Source organism: Sandaracinus amylolyticus, assembly GCF_021631985.1.
Lineage (GTDB): Bacteria > Myxococcota_A > Polyangia > Polyangiales > Sandaracinaceae > Sandaracinus > Sandaracinus amylolyticus_A.
This window is the reverse complement of the sequence record NZ_CP070225.1, coordinates 2,959,268-2,975,781: the sequence shown is the minus strand read 5'-3', so window position 1 is coordinate 2,975,781 and position 16,514 is coordinate 2,959,268. Positions and strand designations below refer to the sequence as shown.

At 72.8% G+C, this 16,514-nt stretch carries 12 protein-coding genes; 9 read left to right on the top strand and 3 right to left on the bottom strand.

Features of this window, described 5'->3' with window-relative positions:
• Window positions 1–4: 4 nt before the first annotated feature.
• Window positions 5–910 carry a hypothetical protein gene (locus I5071_RS12250; protein WP_236605616.1) on the bottom strand — a complete coding sequence of 302 codons (906 nt, stop codon included), beginning with the start codon at window positions 908–910 and terminating at the stop codon, window positions 5–7.
• Window positions 911–1,150: 240 nt separating this feature from the next.
• Between I5071_RS12250 and I5071_RS12245 the strand changes: the two genes are divergently transcribed.
• Genes I5071_RS12245 through meaB form a run of 4 tightly spaced genes read left to right on the top strand, consistent with a single transcriptional unit; the run spans window position 1,151 to window position 8,107 of the window.
• Window positions 1,151–3,403 (top strand): HTH domain-containing protein, encoded by a 2,253-nt coding sequence (locus tag I5071_RS12245; protein WP_236605615.1) that lies wholly within the window; start codon window positions 1,151–1,153, stop codon window positions 3,401–3,403.
• Window positions 3,400–4,986, top strand: a complete 1,587-nt coding sequence (locus I5071_RS12240) for a methylmalonyl-CoA mutase family protein (RefSeq protein WP_236605614.1) — start codon at window positions 3,400–3,402, stop codon at window positions 4,984–4,986. The genes I5071_RS12245 and I5071_RS12240 overlap by 4 nt, the downstream gene beginning before the upstream one ends.
• Complete coding sequence (gene scpA, locus I5071_RS12235) at window positions 4,983–7,130, top strand: methylmalonyl-CoA mutase (protein WP_236605613.1); 2,148 nt, start codon at window positions 4,983–4,985, stop codon at window positions 7,128–7,130. The genes I5071_RS12240 and scpA overlap by 4 nt, the downstream gene beginning before the upstream one ends.
• Window positions 7,130–8,107: a methylmalonyl Co-A mutase-associated GTPase MeaB gene (gene meaB, locus I5071_RS12230; RefSeq protein WP_236605612.1), complete on the top strand. Its 978-nt coding sequence runs from the start codon at window positions 7,130–7,132 to the stop codon at window positions 8,105–8,107. Before scpA ends, meaB begins: the two co-directional genes overlap by 1 nt.
• On the opposite strand, the gene I5071_RS12225 is transcribed toward meaB, so the two are convergent.
• Entirely contained in the window at window positions 8,104–8,301 is a 198-nt protein-coding gene (locus I5071_RS12225; RefSeq protein WP_236605611.1) for a hypothetical protein, read from the bottom strand. The genes meaB and I5071_RS12225 overlap by 4 nt on opposite strands.
• A 40-nt stretch (window positions 8,302–8,341) precedes the next feature.
• On the opposite strand from I5071_RS12225, the gene I5071_RS12220 reads away from it, so the two are divergent.
• Complete coding sequence (locus I5071_RS12220; protein WP_236605610.1) at window positions 8,342–9,493, top strand: serine/threonine-protein kinase; 1,152 nt, start codon at window positions 8,342–8,344, stop codon at window positions 9,491–9,493.
• A 65-nt stretch (window positions 9,494–9,558) separates the two neighbouring features.
• On the opposite strand, the gene I5071_RS12215 is transcribed toward I5071_RS12220, so the two are convergent.
• Window positions 9,559–11,067 carry a hypothetical protein gene (locus tag I5071_RS12215; protein WP_236605609.1) on the bottom strand — a complete coding sequence of 503 codons (1,509 nt, stop codon included), beginning with the start codon at window positions 11,065–11,067 and terminating at the stop codon, window positions 9,559–9,561.
• A gap of 203 nt (window positions 11,068–11,270) precedes the next feature.
• Here I5071_RS12215 and I5071_RS12210 point away from each other — a divergent pair, with 203 nt between their 5' ends.
• From I5071_RS12210 to I5071_RS12195, 4 genes are all read left to right on the top strand, one after another.
• Window positions 11,271–12,428: a S1C family serine protease gene (locus I5071_RS12210; protein WP_236605608.1), complete on the top strand. Its 1,158-nt coding sequence runs from the start codon at window positions 11,271–11,273 to the stop codon at window positions 12,426–12,428.
• 52 nt (window positions 12,429–12,480) lie between these two features.
• Window positions 12,481–13,866: a hypothetical protein gene (locus I5071_RS12205; RefSeq protein ID WP_236605607.1), complete on the top strand. Its 1,386-nt coding sequence runs from the start codon at window positions 12,481–12,483 to the stop codon at window positions 13,864–13,866.
• A gap of 119 nt (window positions 13,867–13,985) precedes the next feature.
• Entirely contained in the window at window positions 13,986–14,624 is a 639-nt protein-coding gene (locus tag I5071_RS12200; protein WP_236605606.1) for a hypothetical protein, read from the top strand.
• A gap of 224 nt (window positions 14,625–14,848) precedes the next feature.
• Complete coding sequence (locus tag I5071_RS12195; protein ID WP_236605605.1) at window positions 14,849–16,414, top strand: matrixin family metalloprotease; 1,566 nt, start codon at window positions 14,849–14,851, stop codon at window positions 16,412–16,414.
• Window positions 16,415–16,514 lie beyond the last annotated feature (100 nt).

Here is a 16,514-nt window from a genome sequence, read left to right as displayed (position 1 = left end):
CGCATCACTCCCCGGCGAACTGCAGCACCGGGTAGTCGCTGAACCCACCGCTGCGCGACACGACGGTCACCGGGATCACGTCGCCGCGCCCGACGTGCAGCGCCGCGCGCGCCTGCGCCGGCATGAACACCAGGTCCGCCCACTCCTCGCCGCCCGCGTGGCGGCACTTGATGGTCATGCGGTTCTGGATGCCCGCCGGATAGCTGCGCCGGCGCGCGTCGCGCGCCTCGAGGATGTCGATGTCGCCCGCGTGGCTCACCGCGCACTGCTGGGTGCTGCCGACGAGCGCGGGATCGCTGCCGATCTGGCGCAGATCGAAGCCGGTCGGGACCGCGGTCGGGCCGAGCATGCGCCCGCCCTCGATCGTGCGCTCCGGCGCGCGCCCCGCGATGCCGACGAAGTCGACGATCGGATAGTCGAAGAAGCCCGAGTCCGCGCTGTGGATCCGGACGCGCACGCGCGCGCCGGGCTGCACCTCGGGCGCGTGGGACACGTTGGTCGGCGTGAACGCGAGATCGGCCCAGCTCGCACCGGTCGGCGCGATGCACTGCACCGACATGCGCTGGGTCGCGCCGGTGGAGTACTGCTCCGGCGACTCGCCCTGCTCGTCGAGCTCGATGGGCTCGAGCCGTCCCGCCGCCGCGACGTCGCAGAGCTGCTCGGTGCCGAGGTGGATGCCGGGCTGCACGCGCACCAAGCGGATGTCGAACCCGGCGCCCGGGCCTTCTTGATCGCCCTCGCGCGGATCGGGTGCAGGGGCGTGCTCCTCGAGCGAGCCGCCGGTCTCGCGCTCCGGGCTGCCCGGGGCGTCGGGCGCGACGTTCGTGTCGGTGCCGACGAACGGGTTCACGCAGCACCCCGGCAGGACCAGGGCGAGCACGAACGCGACGACGGGGACCCTCGTGAGCACGGCGCGCGAGGTACGGCGCAGGCCCGCGCCTGTCAATCGAAGTGGGTGGGTCCTAGGCCCTCACGTAGGGGTCCCGCCGTTGCGTCCCCCGGGCCCCTCTGTTAGCGTCGCGCCGCCCGAACGGGCGCGGATCCGCGCTCGACGCGCGCGACGATCGCGCCTCGGGCGCTTCCAGGAACAATCTCGCGCAGCGGTTGTGCACCGAAGTCGCCCCGCCCTGCCGAGCAGCCCCGAGATTCCATGACTTTCACCGAAGCTGCGGTCGAGATCCTCCGCTTGGTCGGCCGCCCTCTGCACTACAAGAAGATCACCGAGCTCGCGATCGAGCGGAACCTGCTCTCGCACGTCGGCAAGGCGCCGGAGCTCACGATGAGCTCGCGGCTCGCGACGATGGTGAAGAAGGACCGCGGCGACGAGCCGATCCTGAAGGTGAAGCCCGGCGTGTTCGCGCTGCGCGAGTTCACCGCCGAGATGATGGCGCTCGCCGACTCCGACGAGGACATCGACCTGAGCGCGCTGCCGCCGCCCTCGTCGCAGAAGCCCGAGCCGACCTCGAGCGCGCCGGTGGTGGTGAGCGAGGAGGTCGCGGTGGTGAGCGAGGGAGGCGAGGTCGAGCCCGTGGCCGTCGCTCCGACGCCGCCCGCCGCGCCGCGCCGCGCGATGCCGGGCGCCGAGGTGTTCCCGGAGGAAGAGGACGACGATCAGCCGATCCTCGCCGGCCTCGACGAAGAGGAAGAAGAGGAGGGCGAGGATGGCCGCCGTGGCCGCCGTCGTCGTCGTCGTCGCGGGAAGGAAGAAGGCGGCGCCGAGGCCGAGGCGGGCGAGCGCGCCGAGCACCGCGGTGGCGGTGGTGGTGGTGAGCGGGATCGCGAGCGCGACCGGGATCGCGACCGAGACCGGGATCGCGGGGAGCGGCATCGTGACCGTGATCGCGATCGAGACCGTCATCGTGAGCGGGATCGCGAGCGCGACCGCGAGCGTGGCGACCGGGGCGAGCGGCACGGGCGTCTGCCGCAGGTGGATCTGGCGCGCGAGCCGGCGCAGGACGATCTGCTCGGGCGCGACCTCGCGGACGCGGTCTCGTCGGTGCTCGCGTCGGGCGAGATGCAGCCGCTGAGCTACGCGCAGATCGCGGAGCAGCTGGTGCGTCGCGGGCGTCTCGTGGGTGATGCCGCGGCGCTGGCGCCGACGGTGGCAGCCGCGATCCGCGCCGACGCGAAGCGCCACGAGCGGGCTCGTTTCCGCTACGTCGAGGGGCGGGTCGCGCTGGTCGACTGGTATCTGCCGCGCGACGTGGTCCGGCAGGAGAAGGACGTCGTGCGGTTCGCGGAGCGCCAGCGCGATCAGGTGCGCCGCGCGTTCCTCCGCAAGCTGCAGGATCTGCCGACCGCAGGGTTCGTCGAGATCCTCGCGACCTGGCTCAACGCCGAGGGCGTGTCGGGCCTGCGCGCGGTGCGTCGTCCCGGCAGCTCGGCGCAGGAGATCCACCTCGCGGGTGTGATCCGGCGCGGCCCCGAGGAGACGCGGGTCGCGGTGCTGGTGCTGCGCGATGGGCGCGAGATCGCGCGCGAGAAGGTCGTCGAGATGCGCGGCTCGCTGCACCACTACGGCAGCGCGTCGACGGCCTGGATCGTGAGCACCGGTGCGGTGTCGCCGGCCGCGCGGGAAGAGGCGGCGGGCGCGGGCACGCTGCCGGTCGCGCTCTACGACGGCGGCGCGCTGGCGGAAGCGATGGAGTCGCGGCGGATCGGCCTGGTGCCGGTGTCGATCCCGATCTCCGCGATCGATCTCGACCTGCTCGACGCGCTGCGTGGCCGCCCCGAGCCGGTGGTGCGCGGCGAGCGCGATCGCGAGGAGGGGCGACGCGATCGCGACGAGCGTCGGGATCGTGATCGCGAGGAGCGTCGCGAGCGGGATCGTGATCGCGACCGGGAGCGCGGGCGCGAGAAGGAGCGCGAGCCGAGCGCTGCGGAGCCCGCGGCCGAGGAAGCGGCTGCAGCCCCCGCGGAGGCGGCCGAGGCCACCACCGAGGTCGGCGCCACGCCCGAGGCGATGCAGGCTGCGCAGCCCCAGGAGGGCCAGGGCGGCGAGCGCGAGCGCGGTGGGCGTCGTCGTCGTCGTCGTCGCCGCGGCCGTGGGGGCGCCGAGCAGGCCGCTGCGGGCGAGGCGATGACGGGCGCCGAGGCCGGCGAGGAAGAGGAAGAAGAGAGCGAGGCCGAGGGCGTCGAGGCGGCGACCAGCGCCGGTGAGATCGCGGCCGAGCCCGAGGCGGCGGCCGAGGAAGAGGCGCAGGCGCTCGCGCAGGAGACCGACGAGGAAGCCGACGAGCGCGCCGCCGTCGAGGACGTCGAGATCGGCGAGGACGAGCTCGAGGCGCCCGAAGAGGACGAAGAGGACGAGGACCTCGACCTCGACGAGCGCGAGGACGAGGATGACGATCGGGACGAGCCCGACGTCGAGGACGAGACCGACGAGGACGACGAGGAGCGGTGACGAGCAACGCCGATCAGGATCTCGAGCGCTGGCGCGCCCTCGTCGAACGCGGGCTGAAGGGCGCGCCGTTCGATTCGCTGGTCGGCAAGACGCTCGAAGGCATCGCGATCCAGCCGCTCTACACGGAGCGCGATCGACCGAGCGAAGAGGGCGTGCCGTGGGCCCCGAGGAGCCCGCGGCTGGTCGGACCCGCGGGCGTGTTGCCCGAGAGCTTGTCCGCTCATCGCGACGCCGGCGCCTCGCTCGCGTGGGTGTTCGCAGGCGCCGGCGAGCTTCCGGAGACCGAGGACCTCGTCACCGTCGCCGTCAGCTTGCGTGGGGTCGAGGGGCTTGCGTCGAAGGGATCCCGGTGGGTGCGTCCTGTCGCGGATCCGTGGACGGGATGGGTCACCCTCGCGGCGCGACGCAAGGAAGCGGATCAGGCACGCGCGCTCGACGAGATCGCGACCGCGGTCTCGGCGCGACGGCCTTCGCTGGGCGTCGCGAGCTGGGTGTGGGACGTGCTGTACGGCGCGAACGCGATCGACGAGCTCGCACTCTCGCTCGCTTCGCTCGTCGAGAGCCTGCGCGCGCTCGACGCGCGCGGTGTCTCGCTCGACGATGCCGTCGACGGCGCGACCGTAGGCGTGGGGATCGGCGTCGAGTTCTTCGACGAGATCGCGAAGCTGCGCGCGCTCCGGAGGCTGGTGAATCGTGTGCTCGTGGCTTGTGCGATTCAAACGCGGCCGCTCATCGTGGCGGTGAACTCGTCGCACAACCATCAGCCGGTCGACCGACCGGTGAACCTGCTCCGCAACACGATCGCTGCGTCGGCGGCGCTGCTCGGTGGTGCGGATGGTGTCGCGGTCTACGCGCACGAGCGTATCGAGAACAACGCATTGCCGGAGCGCATCGCGCGAAACGTGCCGCTGGTGCTCGCGCTCGAGTCGTTCCTCCCGGGTGTCGACGATCCGGCGCGCGGCTCGTTCTACGTGGAGCGCCTCACCGACGAGCTCGTCCGCGCCGCGTGGGAGTCATTCCGCGAGATCGAGCGAGAGGGCGGTCTCGCGCGCGCTCATGCGCGGGTCGTCGAGCGCCTCGAGCGATCGCAGGCGCAACGTCGAAACCTGATCAGGACGAGACGGCGCCCGCTCGTCGGAGTGAGTCGCTTTCCGACGAGAGAGCCGGGGCGTGACTACGATGCCTCCGACGCGAAGCCGTTCATCGAGGTCCGCGCGCGCGCCCAGGGCCAGGTCGCGCGCGTGATCACCCTCGCGGCGTGCCCGTCTGCGCGCGTCGACTTCGCGCGGGAGATCCTCGCGATCTCCGGCCTCTCCGACGATGTCGTCGCGCTCACCGACGATGCCGCCGCCGCGCTCAGCAATGCCTCGATCGTGATCCTGGCTGCGCCCGATGCCGCGCTGCCCGATGAGCTCCCCACGGTCGTGCGCGCGCTTCGCGCCGCCGGCGCGAAGGCCATCGGCGTCGCCGCGAAACCCGGCGCGCACGAGCAGGCGCTGCGCGATGCGGGCGTCGACGCGTTCGTCTTCCTCGGCGCCGACGTCGTGACGTTCGCCGAGACGCTCCTCGAGAAGGCGTCATGAGCCGCATCCCCGACTTCGCCTCGCTCTCGTGGGACGACGACGACGCGCCCGCCGCGCGCCCTGCCGATCCCACGATCGTGCGCACCACGCCCGAGGGCATCGCAGTCCATCGCGAGTACGGCCCCGACGACGCGCGCGATCTCCCGCACCTCGGCTCGATGCCCGGCTGCGCGCCCTTCGTCCGCGGCCCGTACCCCACGATGTACGTGCAGCGCCCGTGGACCATCCGGCAGTACGCCGGCTTCTCCACGGCCGAGGCCTCGAACGCGTTCTACCGCCGCAACCTCGCCGCCGGTCAGACCGGCCTCAGCGTCGCGTTCGATCTCGCGACGCACCGCGGATACGACAGCGATCACCCGCGCGTCAGCGGCGACGTCGGCATGGCGGGCGTCGCGATCGACTCGATCCTCGACACCCGCATCCTGTTCGGCGGCATCCCGCTCGATCGCATCAGCGTCTCGATGACGATGAACGGCGCGGTGCTGCCGATCCTCGCGCTCTTCATCGTGACCGCGGAAGAGCAGGGCGTTCCTCAGTCCGAGCTCCAGGGGACGATCCAGAACGACATCCTCAAGGAGTTCATGGTCCGGAACACGTACATCTATCCGCCCGGACCGAGCATGCGGATCATCGGCGACATCTTCGCTTACACCGCGAAGAACATGCCGAAGTGGAACTCGATCTCCATCAGCGGCTACCACATGCAGGAGGCCGGAGCGACGGCCGATCTCGAGCTCGGCTACACGCTCGCCGACGGCCTCGAGTACCTGCGCACCGGCATCGCCGCGGGCATGAAGGTCGACGAGTTCGCGCCGCGTCTCTCGTTCTTCTTCGCGATCGGCATGGACTTCTTCGTCGAGATCGCGAAGCTGCGCGCCGCGCGCCTGCTCTGGGATCGCATCGTCGCGAAGTTCGATCCGAAGGACGTGAAGTCGCGCGCGCTGCGCACGCACTGTCAGACGAGCGGCTGGTCGCTCGCGGCGCAGGACGTCTGGAACAACGTCGTGCGCACCTGCATCGAGGCGATGGCCGCGACCCAGGGCCACACCCAGTCGCTGCACACCAACTCGCTCGACGAGGCGCTCGCGCTGCCGACCGACGCGAGCGCGCGCATCGCACGCAACACGCAGCTCGTGCTGCAGCTCGAGAGCGGCACCACGCGCCCGATCGATCCCTGGGGCGGCAGCTACTACGTCGAGCGTCTCACCCACGAGCTCGCCAACAAAGCGTGGGCGCACATCGAGGAGATCGAGAAGCTCGGCGGGATGACCAAGGCGATCGAGGCCGGCATCCCGAAGCTGCGCATCGAAGAGGCCGCGGCGCGCACCCAGGCGCGCATCGACTCGGGCGAGCGTCCGATCGTCGGCGTGAACGTCTTCCGCCCCGAGCAGGACGACGAGATCGAGATCCTCCAGGTCGACAACCGCGCGGTGCGCGAGGCGCAGATCGCGCGCCTGAAGAAGCTGCGCGCCGAGCGCGACGAGGCGAAGACGCAGGCCGCGCTCGCGGCGCTCACGCAGTGCGCGCGCACCGGCGAGGGCAACCTGCTCGCGCTCTCGATCGAAGCCGCGCGTGCGCACGCGACGGTCGGCGAGATCACGACCGCGATGGAGACGGTCTTCGGTCGCTACGAGGCGCAGATCCGCGTCGTCTCGGGCGTGTACGGAGGCGAGATGGGCGCGCAGCAGGATCGCGTGCAGGACGTCCGCGGCGCAGCGGCGCGCTTCGAGGAAAAGGAAGGGCGACGCCCGCGCATCCTCGTCGCGAAGATGGGCCAGGACGGGCACGATCGCGGGCAGAAGGTGATCGCGACCGCGTTCGCCGATCTCGGGTTCGACGTCGACATCGGGCCGCTCTTCCAGACGCCCGACGAGACCGCGCGGCAGGCGGTCGAGAACGACGTGCACGTCGTCGGCGTCAGCTCGCTCGCCGCGGGCCACCTCACGCTCGTGCCCGAGCTGCGCGAGGCGCTGGCGAAGCTCGGCCGCGCCGACATCCTGATCGTCGCGGGCGGCGTGATCCCGCCCCAGGATCACCAGGCGCTGCGCGATGCGGGCGCGGCCGCGATCTTCGGGCCCGGCACGGTGATCCCCGACGCCGCGGGCGATCTGCTCGCGCTGCTCGGCAAGCATCTCGGGCACTGATGGTCCACGAGCTCTCGATCGACGAGCTCGTCGACGGAGTGCGCTCGTCCGATCGCGCGGTGCTCGGTCGCGCGCTCACGCTCGTCGAGAGCAACGCCGCGCGACATCGGGCGCGCGCCGAGGCGCTCCTCACGCGCCTCCTGCCGTTCTCCGGGCGCGCGAAACGCGTCGGGCTCACCGGCGTGCCCGGCGCGGGCAAGAGCACGTTCCTCGAGGCGCTCGGCACGCGCCTGACCGGCGAGGGAAAGCGCGTCGCGGTGCTCGCGGTCGATCCCACGAGCAGCAAGAGCGGCGGCTCGATCCTCGGCGACAAGACGCGCATGGCGAAGCTCTCGCGCGACGAGCGCGCGTTCGTGCGACCGAGCCCGAGCGGCGGCGCGCTCGGCGGTGTCGCGCGCAAGACACGCGAGGCGCTGCTCGTGTGCGAGGCCGCGGGGTTCGACGTCGTGATCGTCGAGACGGTCGGCGTCGGACAGAGCGAGACCGCGGTCGCGTCGATGGTCGACACGTTCGTGCTGCTCTGGCTCCCGAGCTCGGGTGACGAGCTCCAGGGCATCAAGCGCGGCATCGTGGAGCTCGCGGACGTCGTCGTCGTGAACAAGGCCGACGGCGAGCGCATCCCCGCGGCCGAGCGCGCGTCGTCCGAGCTCTCCGGGGCGCTGCGCTACCTCGCGCCCGCCACGCCCGGATGGGCGACGCCCGTGCTCACTGCGAGCGCGCTCGAGGGCACGAACGTCGACGCGGTGTGGCGCGCGATCGAGGGCCACCGCGCCACGCTCGAGCGCGACGGAGAGCTCGAGCGCCGGAGGAGCGCGCAGGAGATCGCCGCGATGTGGAGCGCGGTCGAGAGCGAGCTGCGCCACCGTCTCCACCTCGATCCCGCAGTGCGCGCGCTCGCGTCGCAGCTCGAGCGCGAGGTCGCATCGCGGGCGATCCCGCCCGCCGTCGCGGCATCGCGCATCGTCGACGCGTTCTAGCGCCCGCAGCTGCACTCGTATCCGGGCTCGGGGCGGCCCAGGCACGGCACGCAGACCCGATCGGCCTCGTTCCACGCCTCGCACCGACCGCACTCGTGATCCGTCGCGTCCGCGGTCGATTCCGCGGGGATCGACGATCCACATCCGACGAGCGCGAAGATCGCACCGAGCATCACCGACCACCCACGTGCCACCGCACGACGGTACGCGCGCGATCCGCCTCGTGCCATCCACGTGCGGGACCGCACGTTCGTTACGACGAAAGCGAGCCTTTCCACCAATCGATCGGCACCAGTCGTAGGTGGAACGAACACCGGTCGCGACCGACGAGCGTTCGCTCGGTCCACGGGAGCCGAGCAACTCGAGGTGCCGTTGCGCGCGCTGATTCGCAGGGACGCGATCGACAGCGAGATCACGACTCGTCTGATGCCGGGTCGCGATCGCCGTGTCGCTCGAGGTGAGGTCGGCGTCGCGCCCCGTCGCCGGCGCTCGGAGCGGCCCGACGATCCGGTGCGGCCGGGCATGGTCGTCGCGGGTCGCTACCTCGTCGCCGAGGTCGCGGGGCGCGGCGGAATGGGCGTCGTGTTCCGCGCGCGAGACCTGCGACACGAGCGCCAGGTGGCCCTGAAGATCGCGCGGTCCGAGCGCATCCGATCGCAGGACGACCTCGTCGCGCGCCTGGTCGCCGAGGCCAGGACGATGTCGCTGATCGACGATCCGAGCGTCCCGCGCGTGTTCGACGTGGTCGAGACGGGCAGGGCCGGGCCCGCGATCGTGCTCGAGTGGGTCGACGGGAGCTCGCTCGACGAGGAGCTGCGCGATCCGTCGCTCGACCGCACGCGGACGCTCGATCTCGCGATCCAGGTCGTGCGCGCCGTTCGCGCGGTGCATCGCTGTGGGTTCGTGCACGGCGACCTGAAGCCCGGAAACGTGCTCATCGAGCAGGAGCCCGACTCGCCGCGCGTTCGCCTCGTCGACTTCGGTCTCGCGAGCCCCATCGGCGCCGCGGACGCGAACGATCCGTCGCGGTCGGGCGTGATCATCGGAACGCCCTGCTACATGGCGCCGGAGTCGCTCTACGAGAGCGGCAACACGCCCCCGGCCGACGTCTTCTCGCTCGGCGTGATCCTCCACGAGATGTTCCTCGGAAGGCGCCCCGATCCGGTCTCGGAGCGCGCGCGCGACATCGTCTCCTTCGGCGATGCCGCGATCGAGCAAGCGTTCGCGGGCTCGACCCTCGGCGCGCTCGGTCGTGTGATCGCTCGGTGTCTGCGCTGGGACCCGGCCGCGCGATTCGCGGACGCGACCGAGGCGCTCGACGCGCTGCTCCGGAGCGCGCGCTCGCACGCCGCGTCGCTCTCGCTCCACGACGCGCAGCTCGCGTGAGCGCCGGGGTCGGAGACTGTCGAACGATCGGCTCGGACCTGCGGGGCGAGCACTCCGGCTCGCAGTCAGCCCTTCCGCTCGACGATGATCCGCTTGAACGCCTCGCCCACCGCGTGCGCCAGGAGCTCGATGCGCTGTCGCGCGATGGGCACGGGGAGCACGTCGTCCGCGCAGAGCACGCCTACGACGTGATCGCTGACCACCACCGGGTGCAGCGCGACGTCGCCGCCCCGGCTCCCGACCGCCGCGCGGAAGAGCCCGTCGGCCACCGCGGTCCCGTAGGGCCCGACGTACGCCTCGCGATGCTCCACGACGTCCTTGAGCATCGAAGCGCTCGTGGTCGGGATCCAGAGGTTGCGCACCGCGTCGTGGGTGAGCCCTCCGCCCGCGCCCTCCCAGCCCTTCAGCACGCCCTTGCGCAGCGCGAGGAAGATGGCGGTGCGCGCCACGGTGATCGCGCCCTCGCACGCGAGGCGCACCACCGAGTCGCGATCGGGCGCGCCCCGGATCGCGGCGAGCACGGTGCCGACCTCGGGGAGCGTCGAGCGCGCGTTCGGGAGCTCGCTGCGGGCGCGCGGTCCGACCTTGGGCGCTGCTCTGGGAGGCGGCGGCGCGGGCGCCGACGAGCTCGACGGCCCACCGAAGTCCCAGCGCTCGTGCTCCGGCGGCACGATGCTCGTCGGGCGCGGCGTGGGCGCGCGCGGAGCGCTCGCGGGCGTGGAGGCGGGCGCCGCTGCGGGCATCGAGGACGATGCGGGAGGGGCGGGCGTCGAGGTCGGCTCGGGATCGTCCTTGATCGCCGGATACTCCGCGGTCCCGCGACGATCGTGACGCCCCGGCGCCGCAGGCAGCTGCACCCGGCGCACACCCTCGGGGCGCCCGAACGCCTTGCTCACCACCTTCGCCGCGGTCGCGGCCGGCACCGCGTCCACACCGCGCGGCGGCGTGTGCTGCGGCTTGGTGCGCACCAGCGGCACTGCCAGCTCGTCGTCGTCTACGATCAGCCGCGGGCCGAGCGGCGCGCTGCCGGCGGCCGGGGTCTCGGCCGACGTCCGGCGCCGCACCAGCTCCAGCACCGGCGGCTCGGACTCGATGATCGTCGGGCGGTCGTCGAACGAGGGCTCCGAGGCCGCGGCATCCTGCTTCGCCTGATCGGGGTACGCGTCTCCGATCGCCGCACGCAGCGCGCGCACACACGCGACGGTCGGCAGGACGTCGCCGCCGACGACCCGCGCGATCTCGCGCACCGCGTGACGATCCGAGGGTGCGGCCATCGCGACCACGAGCCCCGCCGGGCTGGAGCGCACCGGCATCGCCAGGAGGTCCGCCGCCATCGCGCCCGAGAGCCGTCGCCGCGCGCCGGGATCGGCCTTGGCGAGGTCGTCCGCCTCCATCAGCGGCCCGAATCCGTCGGCCAGGAAAAACCCGGCGATGGCGTCCTCCGGGACCCCACGCGAGACCAGCGCCGCGACGAGCGCGCCTCCGTGCGCCGGCGCGGTGGCCAACGTCTCGGCGAGCTGATCCCGGGTGACCAACCCCGCGCGGAGCAGTCGCGCGCCGAGATCGTCCGCCATGCCACGCCCGTCTATCGGGGCGCGGGCGTCCAGGTCAAGAGCGCTCTGTCACCTGGTCGCGACTGCGGCGCGTCTCCTGCTCGTCGGGACAGGGAGCGCGGGAACTTGGAACGGCGTACGCTTGTCGTGTCGAGGAGCCCCGGGGCGGCCCAAAGCGGAGGCCTCGCGCGGTGTCCGTGGGGAACCATCTCCGGAGGTTTGGAATGACCGCGCCTGGCCGCCGCATCGACAGTTGGAAGGCTCGCACGCTCGCCCTCGTCCTCGGCGCGTGCGCGCCCGCGGCGGCCGTCCTCACCACGCTCCTGCCCGCGCACGCCGACGCGCAGGCGATGACCGAGGAGCGCCGCATCGCGATCGCGCGGCGCCTCCAGCAGAGCACCGTGACGGTCGTCGCGGGTCCCTCGAGCGGATCGGGCTTCGTGGTCGGGCGCGAGCGCTGGATCATCACCAACGCGCACGTCGTCGAGGCGGGCGGAGGGCGCGGCGGTCGCGTCCAGGTGCGCTTCGGGAGCGGCACCACGCTGAGCGCGTCGATCATCGAGATCGATCCCAGCCACGACCTCGCGATCCTCGAGGTGCAGGGCGGGACGGTGCCCTCGCCGCCGCTCGAGCTCACCGACTCGGATCGCGTCGAGGTCGGTCAGACCGTGCTCGCGTTCGGCTCGCCGTTCGGGCTCGACGGCACGCTCACCCAGGGCATCGTCAGCGCGCGCCGCGACGTGCCGGGCATCGGCGGCGGCATGGCGCGCCGTCTCATCCAGACCGACGCGCCGATCAACCCCGGCAACTCCGGCGGCCCGCTGGTGGATCGCCGCGGCCGCGTGATCGGCGTCAACACCGCGATCCTCTCGCGCACCGGCGGCTCGCACGGCATCGGCTTCGCGGTGCCCGCGAACTACGTGTCCGAGGTGCTCGACCGAGTGCGCGAGACGCGCCGTGGCGCGACCGCGACCGCCAGCACGTCGACGACCACGACGACGACCACCACCACCACGACCACCGCCGCGACGCCGACCCCGCCGGACCCCGCGCCCGCGCAGCAGATGGATCTCGGTGTCGTCGGTGAGAACTGGGATCAGGGCGGCTACGTCGGCGTGCGCGTGCAGCGCACGATGCCGGGCTCGGCGGCGCAGCGCGCGGGCCTGCTCGGCGCGGCCGAGCCGCCGCCCCCGCTCGTCGCGCGTCTCGGCGTCGCGTGGACCGGGCACATCATCACCGCGGTCGACGGCGTGCCGGTGCGCAACGTCGACGAGCTGCGCACCGCCATCGCCGCGCATCGCGCCGGGGACGTGGTCCGGCTGACGGTCACGGTCGGGCCCGGCGTGCTGAGCGGCGAGACGACGGCCACGCTTCAACATTGACGAGGACCGCGGGTGGCGGGGCCCAGGCCCCGCCCCATACTCGCGGACCTCGATGTCCTCCAAGCCCACCGAGCTCGAGGCCGCCATGCAGCGCGCGCTCGCCGAGCGCAGCGCCGACGCCGCCTGGTCCCACCTCGAACCGTTCCGCGCGGCGCTGACGCGCGACCCCGAGGTCGCCTCCGCGTGGGCGGTGCTCCTGCAGGCGTCGCCCTCGCGGCCGGGCGCGGTGGAGGACCTGACCGCGATCCTCGATCGTTTCGGCGCCGCCGACCCGGCGCTCGCGGCGGCCGCGATCACTGCGCTCGTGCGTGTCGACGAGCGGCGTCCCCTCGACGAGCCGGCGATCGGCGAAGGCGCCGCGACGGTGGCCGCGCGGCACGCGGAAAAGCTGCTCGCGGCGCTCTCGTCCGAGGCGTCGGCGGACGCCGATCGCGGCGGCGCGCTCACCATCGCGTACGCGAACGCGCTGCGACGCCTCGGCCCGGCGCGTGACGCCGACGCCGTCGCTGCCTTCGAGCGCGCGATCGCGCGCCACGGCGCCCGCGGCGAGTGGCTCGTCGACCTCGGGCTCTGCCACAAGTGGGCGGGGCGCTTCCGCGCCGCGCTCCTCGCGTTCCGCAAGGCGCGCGAGAAGCTCGGAGAGCGGCGCCCGGTGCTCTTCCACCTCGCAGGTGCCGCGATCGGCGCCGGGGAGGGCGAGGAGGCCGCCGCGGCCCTGCGCGCCCTGGGGCTCGCCGCAGAGGCCGCCCCCGAGCGCCTGCCCTTCGTGCCCGACCTGCCCGCCGCGCAGCTCCGCGTGCCCACCCGTGGCCCCGGGCACGGCCTCGCGGCGTTCGTGCCCGACGCAGCCGCGTCGTTCGAGCGGGTCTGGGTCCAGCCGCTCTCGCCGCTCCACGGCGTCGTGCGGAGCCCGACGTTCCGCGAGGCGATCGCCGACTGGGGCGACGTCGTGCTCTGGGACGCGGCGCCGACCGGCACGATCCCCCACGAGGGTCGCGCCGTGCCCGTCTTTCCGATGCTCGCCGTGCTCAAGCCCGGCGACGAGCGTCGCTTCCGCTTCCTCGCGCTCGAGCAGACCGACGGGCAGGTGAGGGCGCTCGGGGAGCAGCTCCCCGAGGGCGTGGTGCTCTACGTCCACGGCCAGCGCGTCGAGCAGGTCTGCGCGCGCTGCGCGGCCGGTGAGGTGCTCACCAAGCACGAGCACGAGGCGCCCACCGAGCATCGCGCCGTGTTCGGCAAGCTGCTGATCCCCGGCGATCGCCCGCTGCCCGAGGTGCGTGACGCGCTCGAGAAGGCGCTGCGCGCCGCGCCCGGCGTGCTCATGGCCATCCCCGGGCTCTACGAGGCGCTCGGTCTCACGCAGCTCGCGGGCAAGAACCACAAGAGCTGGGGCGTCATCGAGCGCGGTGCTCTTCTCTCCGCGCGCGCGGGGGCCTGATCGCGCGGATCGTGCAGTGAGCGGACACGCTCTCGCTCCGCTTGACGGAGTTGATAGAGTTCCGCCCCGCATTTCCTCCGGGCGACGACGGCGCCCGCGAGGATGTCGTGGAGGGCGTGATGGGGAGCTTGCGTTGGGCGGGGGCGCGCATCGCGCTCGCCGCTCTGTCGATCGTGGTCGCGGCCACAGTCTTCCAGCCACGGGCGCGCGCGACCGTGATGGTCGAGGTGCCGCTCGAGGCGATGGTGCGCGACGCGGACGCGATCGTCGTCGGTGTCGTGGAGAACGTCGGCGCGCGTCTCGTGATGTCGCCCTCGGGCGGCGCAGAGCCGCACACGATCACCACGCTCCGCGTGCGCGAGTGGGTGAAGGGCTCGGGCGGCGAGCTCGTGCGCATCGACGAGCTGGGCGGTGAGACCGACATCGTCTCGACGCGCATCGCGGGCACGCCCGAGTACACGCGCGGCGACGAGGTCGTCGTGTTCCTGCGTCGCACGCCCGACGGCGCGCTGCGCACGTACGCGATGGTGCAGGGGCGCTTCTCGATCCTCCGTGGGTTCGCCGGCGCGGACGACGTCGTGGTGCGCGACACCACGTCGGTCGGGTTCGCGACGTGGGCGAGCGGTCCGATGGCGATCGAGCACGGTGGCGTGCGCGCGATGCGCCTCGACGACTTCCTCGCGTACGTCCGCGCGACGCTCGAGCAGATCGAGAACGACCCGACCACCGGCCGCGCGCTGGGCGGAGGTGCGCGATGAGCCGCCGCCACCTCGCCGCGATCACCCTGGTGATCGCGCTGGGCGCGCTCGTCGCGCACCGGGCTTCGGCGTGGGCTCCGCTCACGTCCCAGCGTCCCGTCTGGCGCACCGCTGCGCCGTACGAGCTCAACAACGCGGGCTCGCCCGATCTCGGCGGGTTCGCGATGAGCGAGACGATCGTGCGCCAGGGCATGGACGACTGGTCGCGCGTGTCGTGCACCAGTTTGACCACCAACTATCTCGGCGCGGTCTCGCGCGTCCCGTCGGAGCGCGACAGCGCGAACACCGTCGGCTGGCTCGAGAGCGGGTGGGGCGAGCGCGGCTTCGACGCGAACGCGATCGGCGTGACGATCCCGCAGTACTCGGGATCGCAGATCTTCCGCGCCGACATGATGCTCAACGGCGTGAACTACACGTGGTCGACCGGTCCGGGATCGGGCAACCGCGTGAACGCGTACTCGATCGTGCTGCACGAGGCGGGGCACTACTACGGCCTCGATCACTCGTCGGACTCGAGCGCGGTCATGTACTACGCGTACTCGGGCGGCACGCTCTCGTTGCGCACCGACGATCAGAACGGCATCTGCGCGCTCTATCCGCGCAGCGGCACGTCGGACTGCACGACGACGGGCTGCCCCTCGGGCCAGGTCTGCGAGGGCGGCACCTGCGTGACGATGACGGGCGGCGGTGACGGCGGGATGTGCTCGCCCTGCACGACCGGCGGAGACTGCGCCGCCGGCAACGCGTGCCTCGGCTACAGCGACGACGCCGCGTACTGCGGGACTCCGTGCACCACGAACGCGCAGTGCGGCGGGGACGTCTGCGTGAACGTCGGGACCGCCGGCAGCTTCTGCGCGCGGTTCGTCGGCAGCACGCCGACCTGCAGCACGTCGTCGTCGGGCTGCACGTCGGACTCGCAGTGCTCGGCGACCCAGCGCTGCAACACGACCACCCGCATGTGCGAGGCGCGTCCGACCACCGGTGGCGCGATCGGAGCGGACTGCGGCGCGAGCACCGAGTGCCAGTCGGGCCTCTGCTTCGCGGGTCGCTGCTCGCAGTCGTGCGACTGGCTGAGCCCGACGTCGTGCCCGGGCGGCTGGTACTGCAGCGGCGAGGCGACCGGCAGCTGCGGCGCCGCGGGCGTGTGCGTGCAGGGCACTGCGGGATCGCGCGCGATCGGCGAGGCGTGCGGTGCCGCGACCGAGTGCGCGTCGCTCTACTGCGCGAACGGGCGCTGCTCGACGCCGTGCGCACCCGGTGGTGCGAGCGGCTGCGCGGAAGGCTTCGCCTGCCAGGTCGGAGCGGTGTCGGGCTGTGGCTCGTGCCAGCGCTCGGGCTCGCTCGGTGATCCCTGCGAGGTCGAGACGGACTGCACGTCGCGCCTGTGCGCGATGCTCGAGGGCGACTCGTTCTGCACCGATCGCTGCGGTGAGGGCGCGCCGTGCCCGAGCGGCTTCAGCTGCCTCGCGGCGGGCGAGACCTCGGTGTGCGTGCCCGACACCGGTGGCCTCGGCAGCGAGTGCGGCACCAACGCGGACTGCCTCGGCGGCATCTGCGCGGTGGAGGACGAGGAGTCGTACTGCACGCGCATCTGCAACCTCGGTGCGCCGTGCCCCGACGGGTTCTCGTGCGTCGCGACCGACGATCCGAGCGTGTCGATCTGCCGCCCGCCGTCGAGCGGCGGATGCGGATGCAGCGCGCCGGGCCGCGGTGAGGGCGCGCGCGGCGGTCTCCTCGCGATCGGGCTGCTCGCGGCGCTCGCGACGTGGCGCGCACGTCGTCGCCGCTGAGGTGATCTCGATGGGGCCCCGCAGTGCGGATGTGCGCGCTGCGGGGCTCTGTCCTTCCGTCGAGGCAGGGATTGCCGTTTCGGAGCGCCGGTGCCAAAGA

Bases quoted from the DNA above. Each gene is read 5' to 3' on its own strand.
- I5071_RS12210 (WP_236605608.1), top strand. From the start codon at position 11,271: ATGACCGCGCCTGGCCGCCGCATCGACAGTTGGAAGGCTCGCACGCTC.
- scpA (WP_236605613.1), top strand. From the start codon at position 4,983: ATGAGCCGCATCCCCGACTTCGCCTCGCTCTCGTGGGACGACGACGAC.
- I5071_RS12200 (WP_236605606.1), top strand. From the start codon at position 13,986: ATGGGGAGCTTGCGTTGGGCGGGGGCGCGCATCGCGCTCGCCGCTCTG.
- I5071_RS12245 (WP_236605615.1), top strand. From the start codon at position 1,151: ATGACTTTCACCGAAGCTGCGGTCGAGATCCTCCGCTTGGTCGGCCGC.
- meaB (WP_236605612.1), top strand. From the start codon at position 7,130: ATGGTCCACGAGCTCTCGATCGACGAGCTCGTCGACGGAGTGCGCTCG.
- I5071_RS12215 (WP_236605609.1), bottom strand. From the start codon at position 11,067: ATGGCGGACGATCTCGGCGCGCGACTGCTCCGCGCGGGGTTGGTCACC.
- I5071_RS12205 (WP_236605607.1), top strand. From the start codon at position 12,481: ATGTCCTCCAAGCCCACCGAGCTCGAGGCCGCCATGCAGCGCGCGCTC.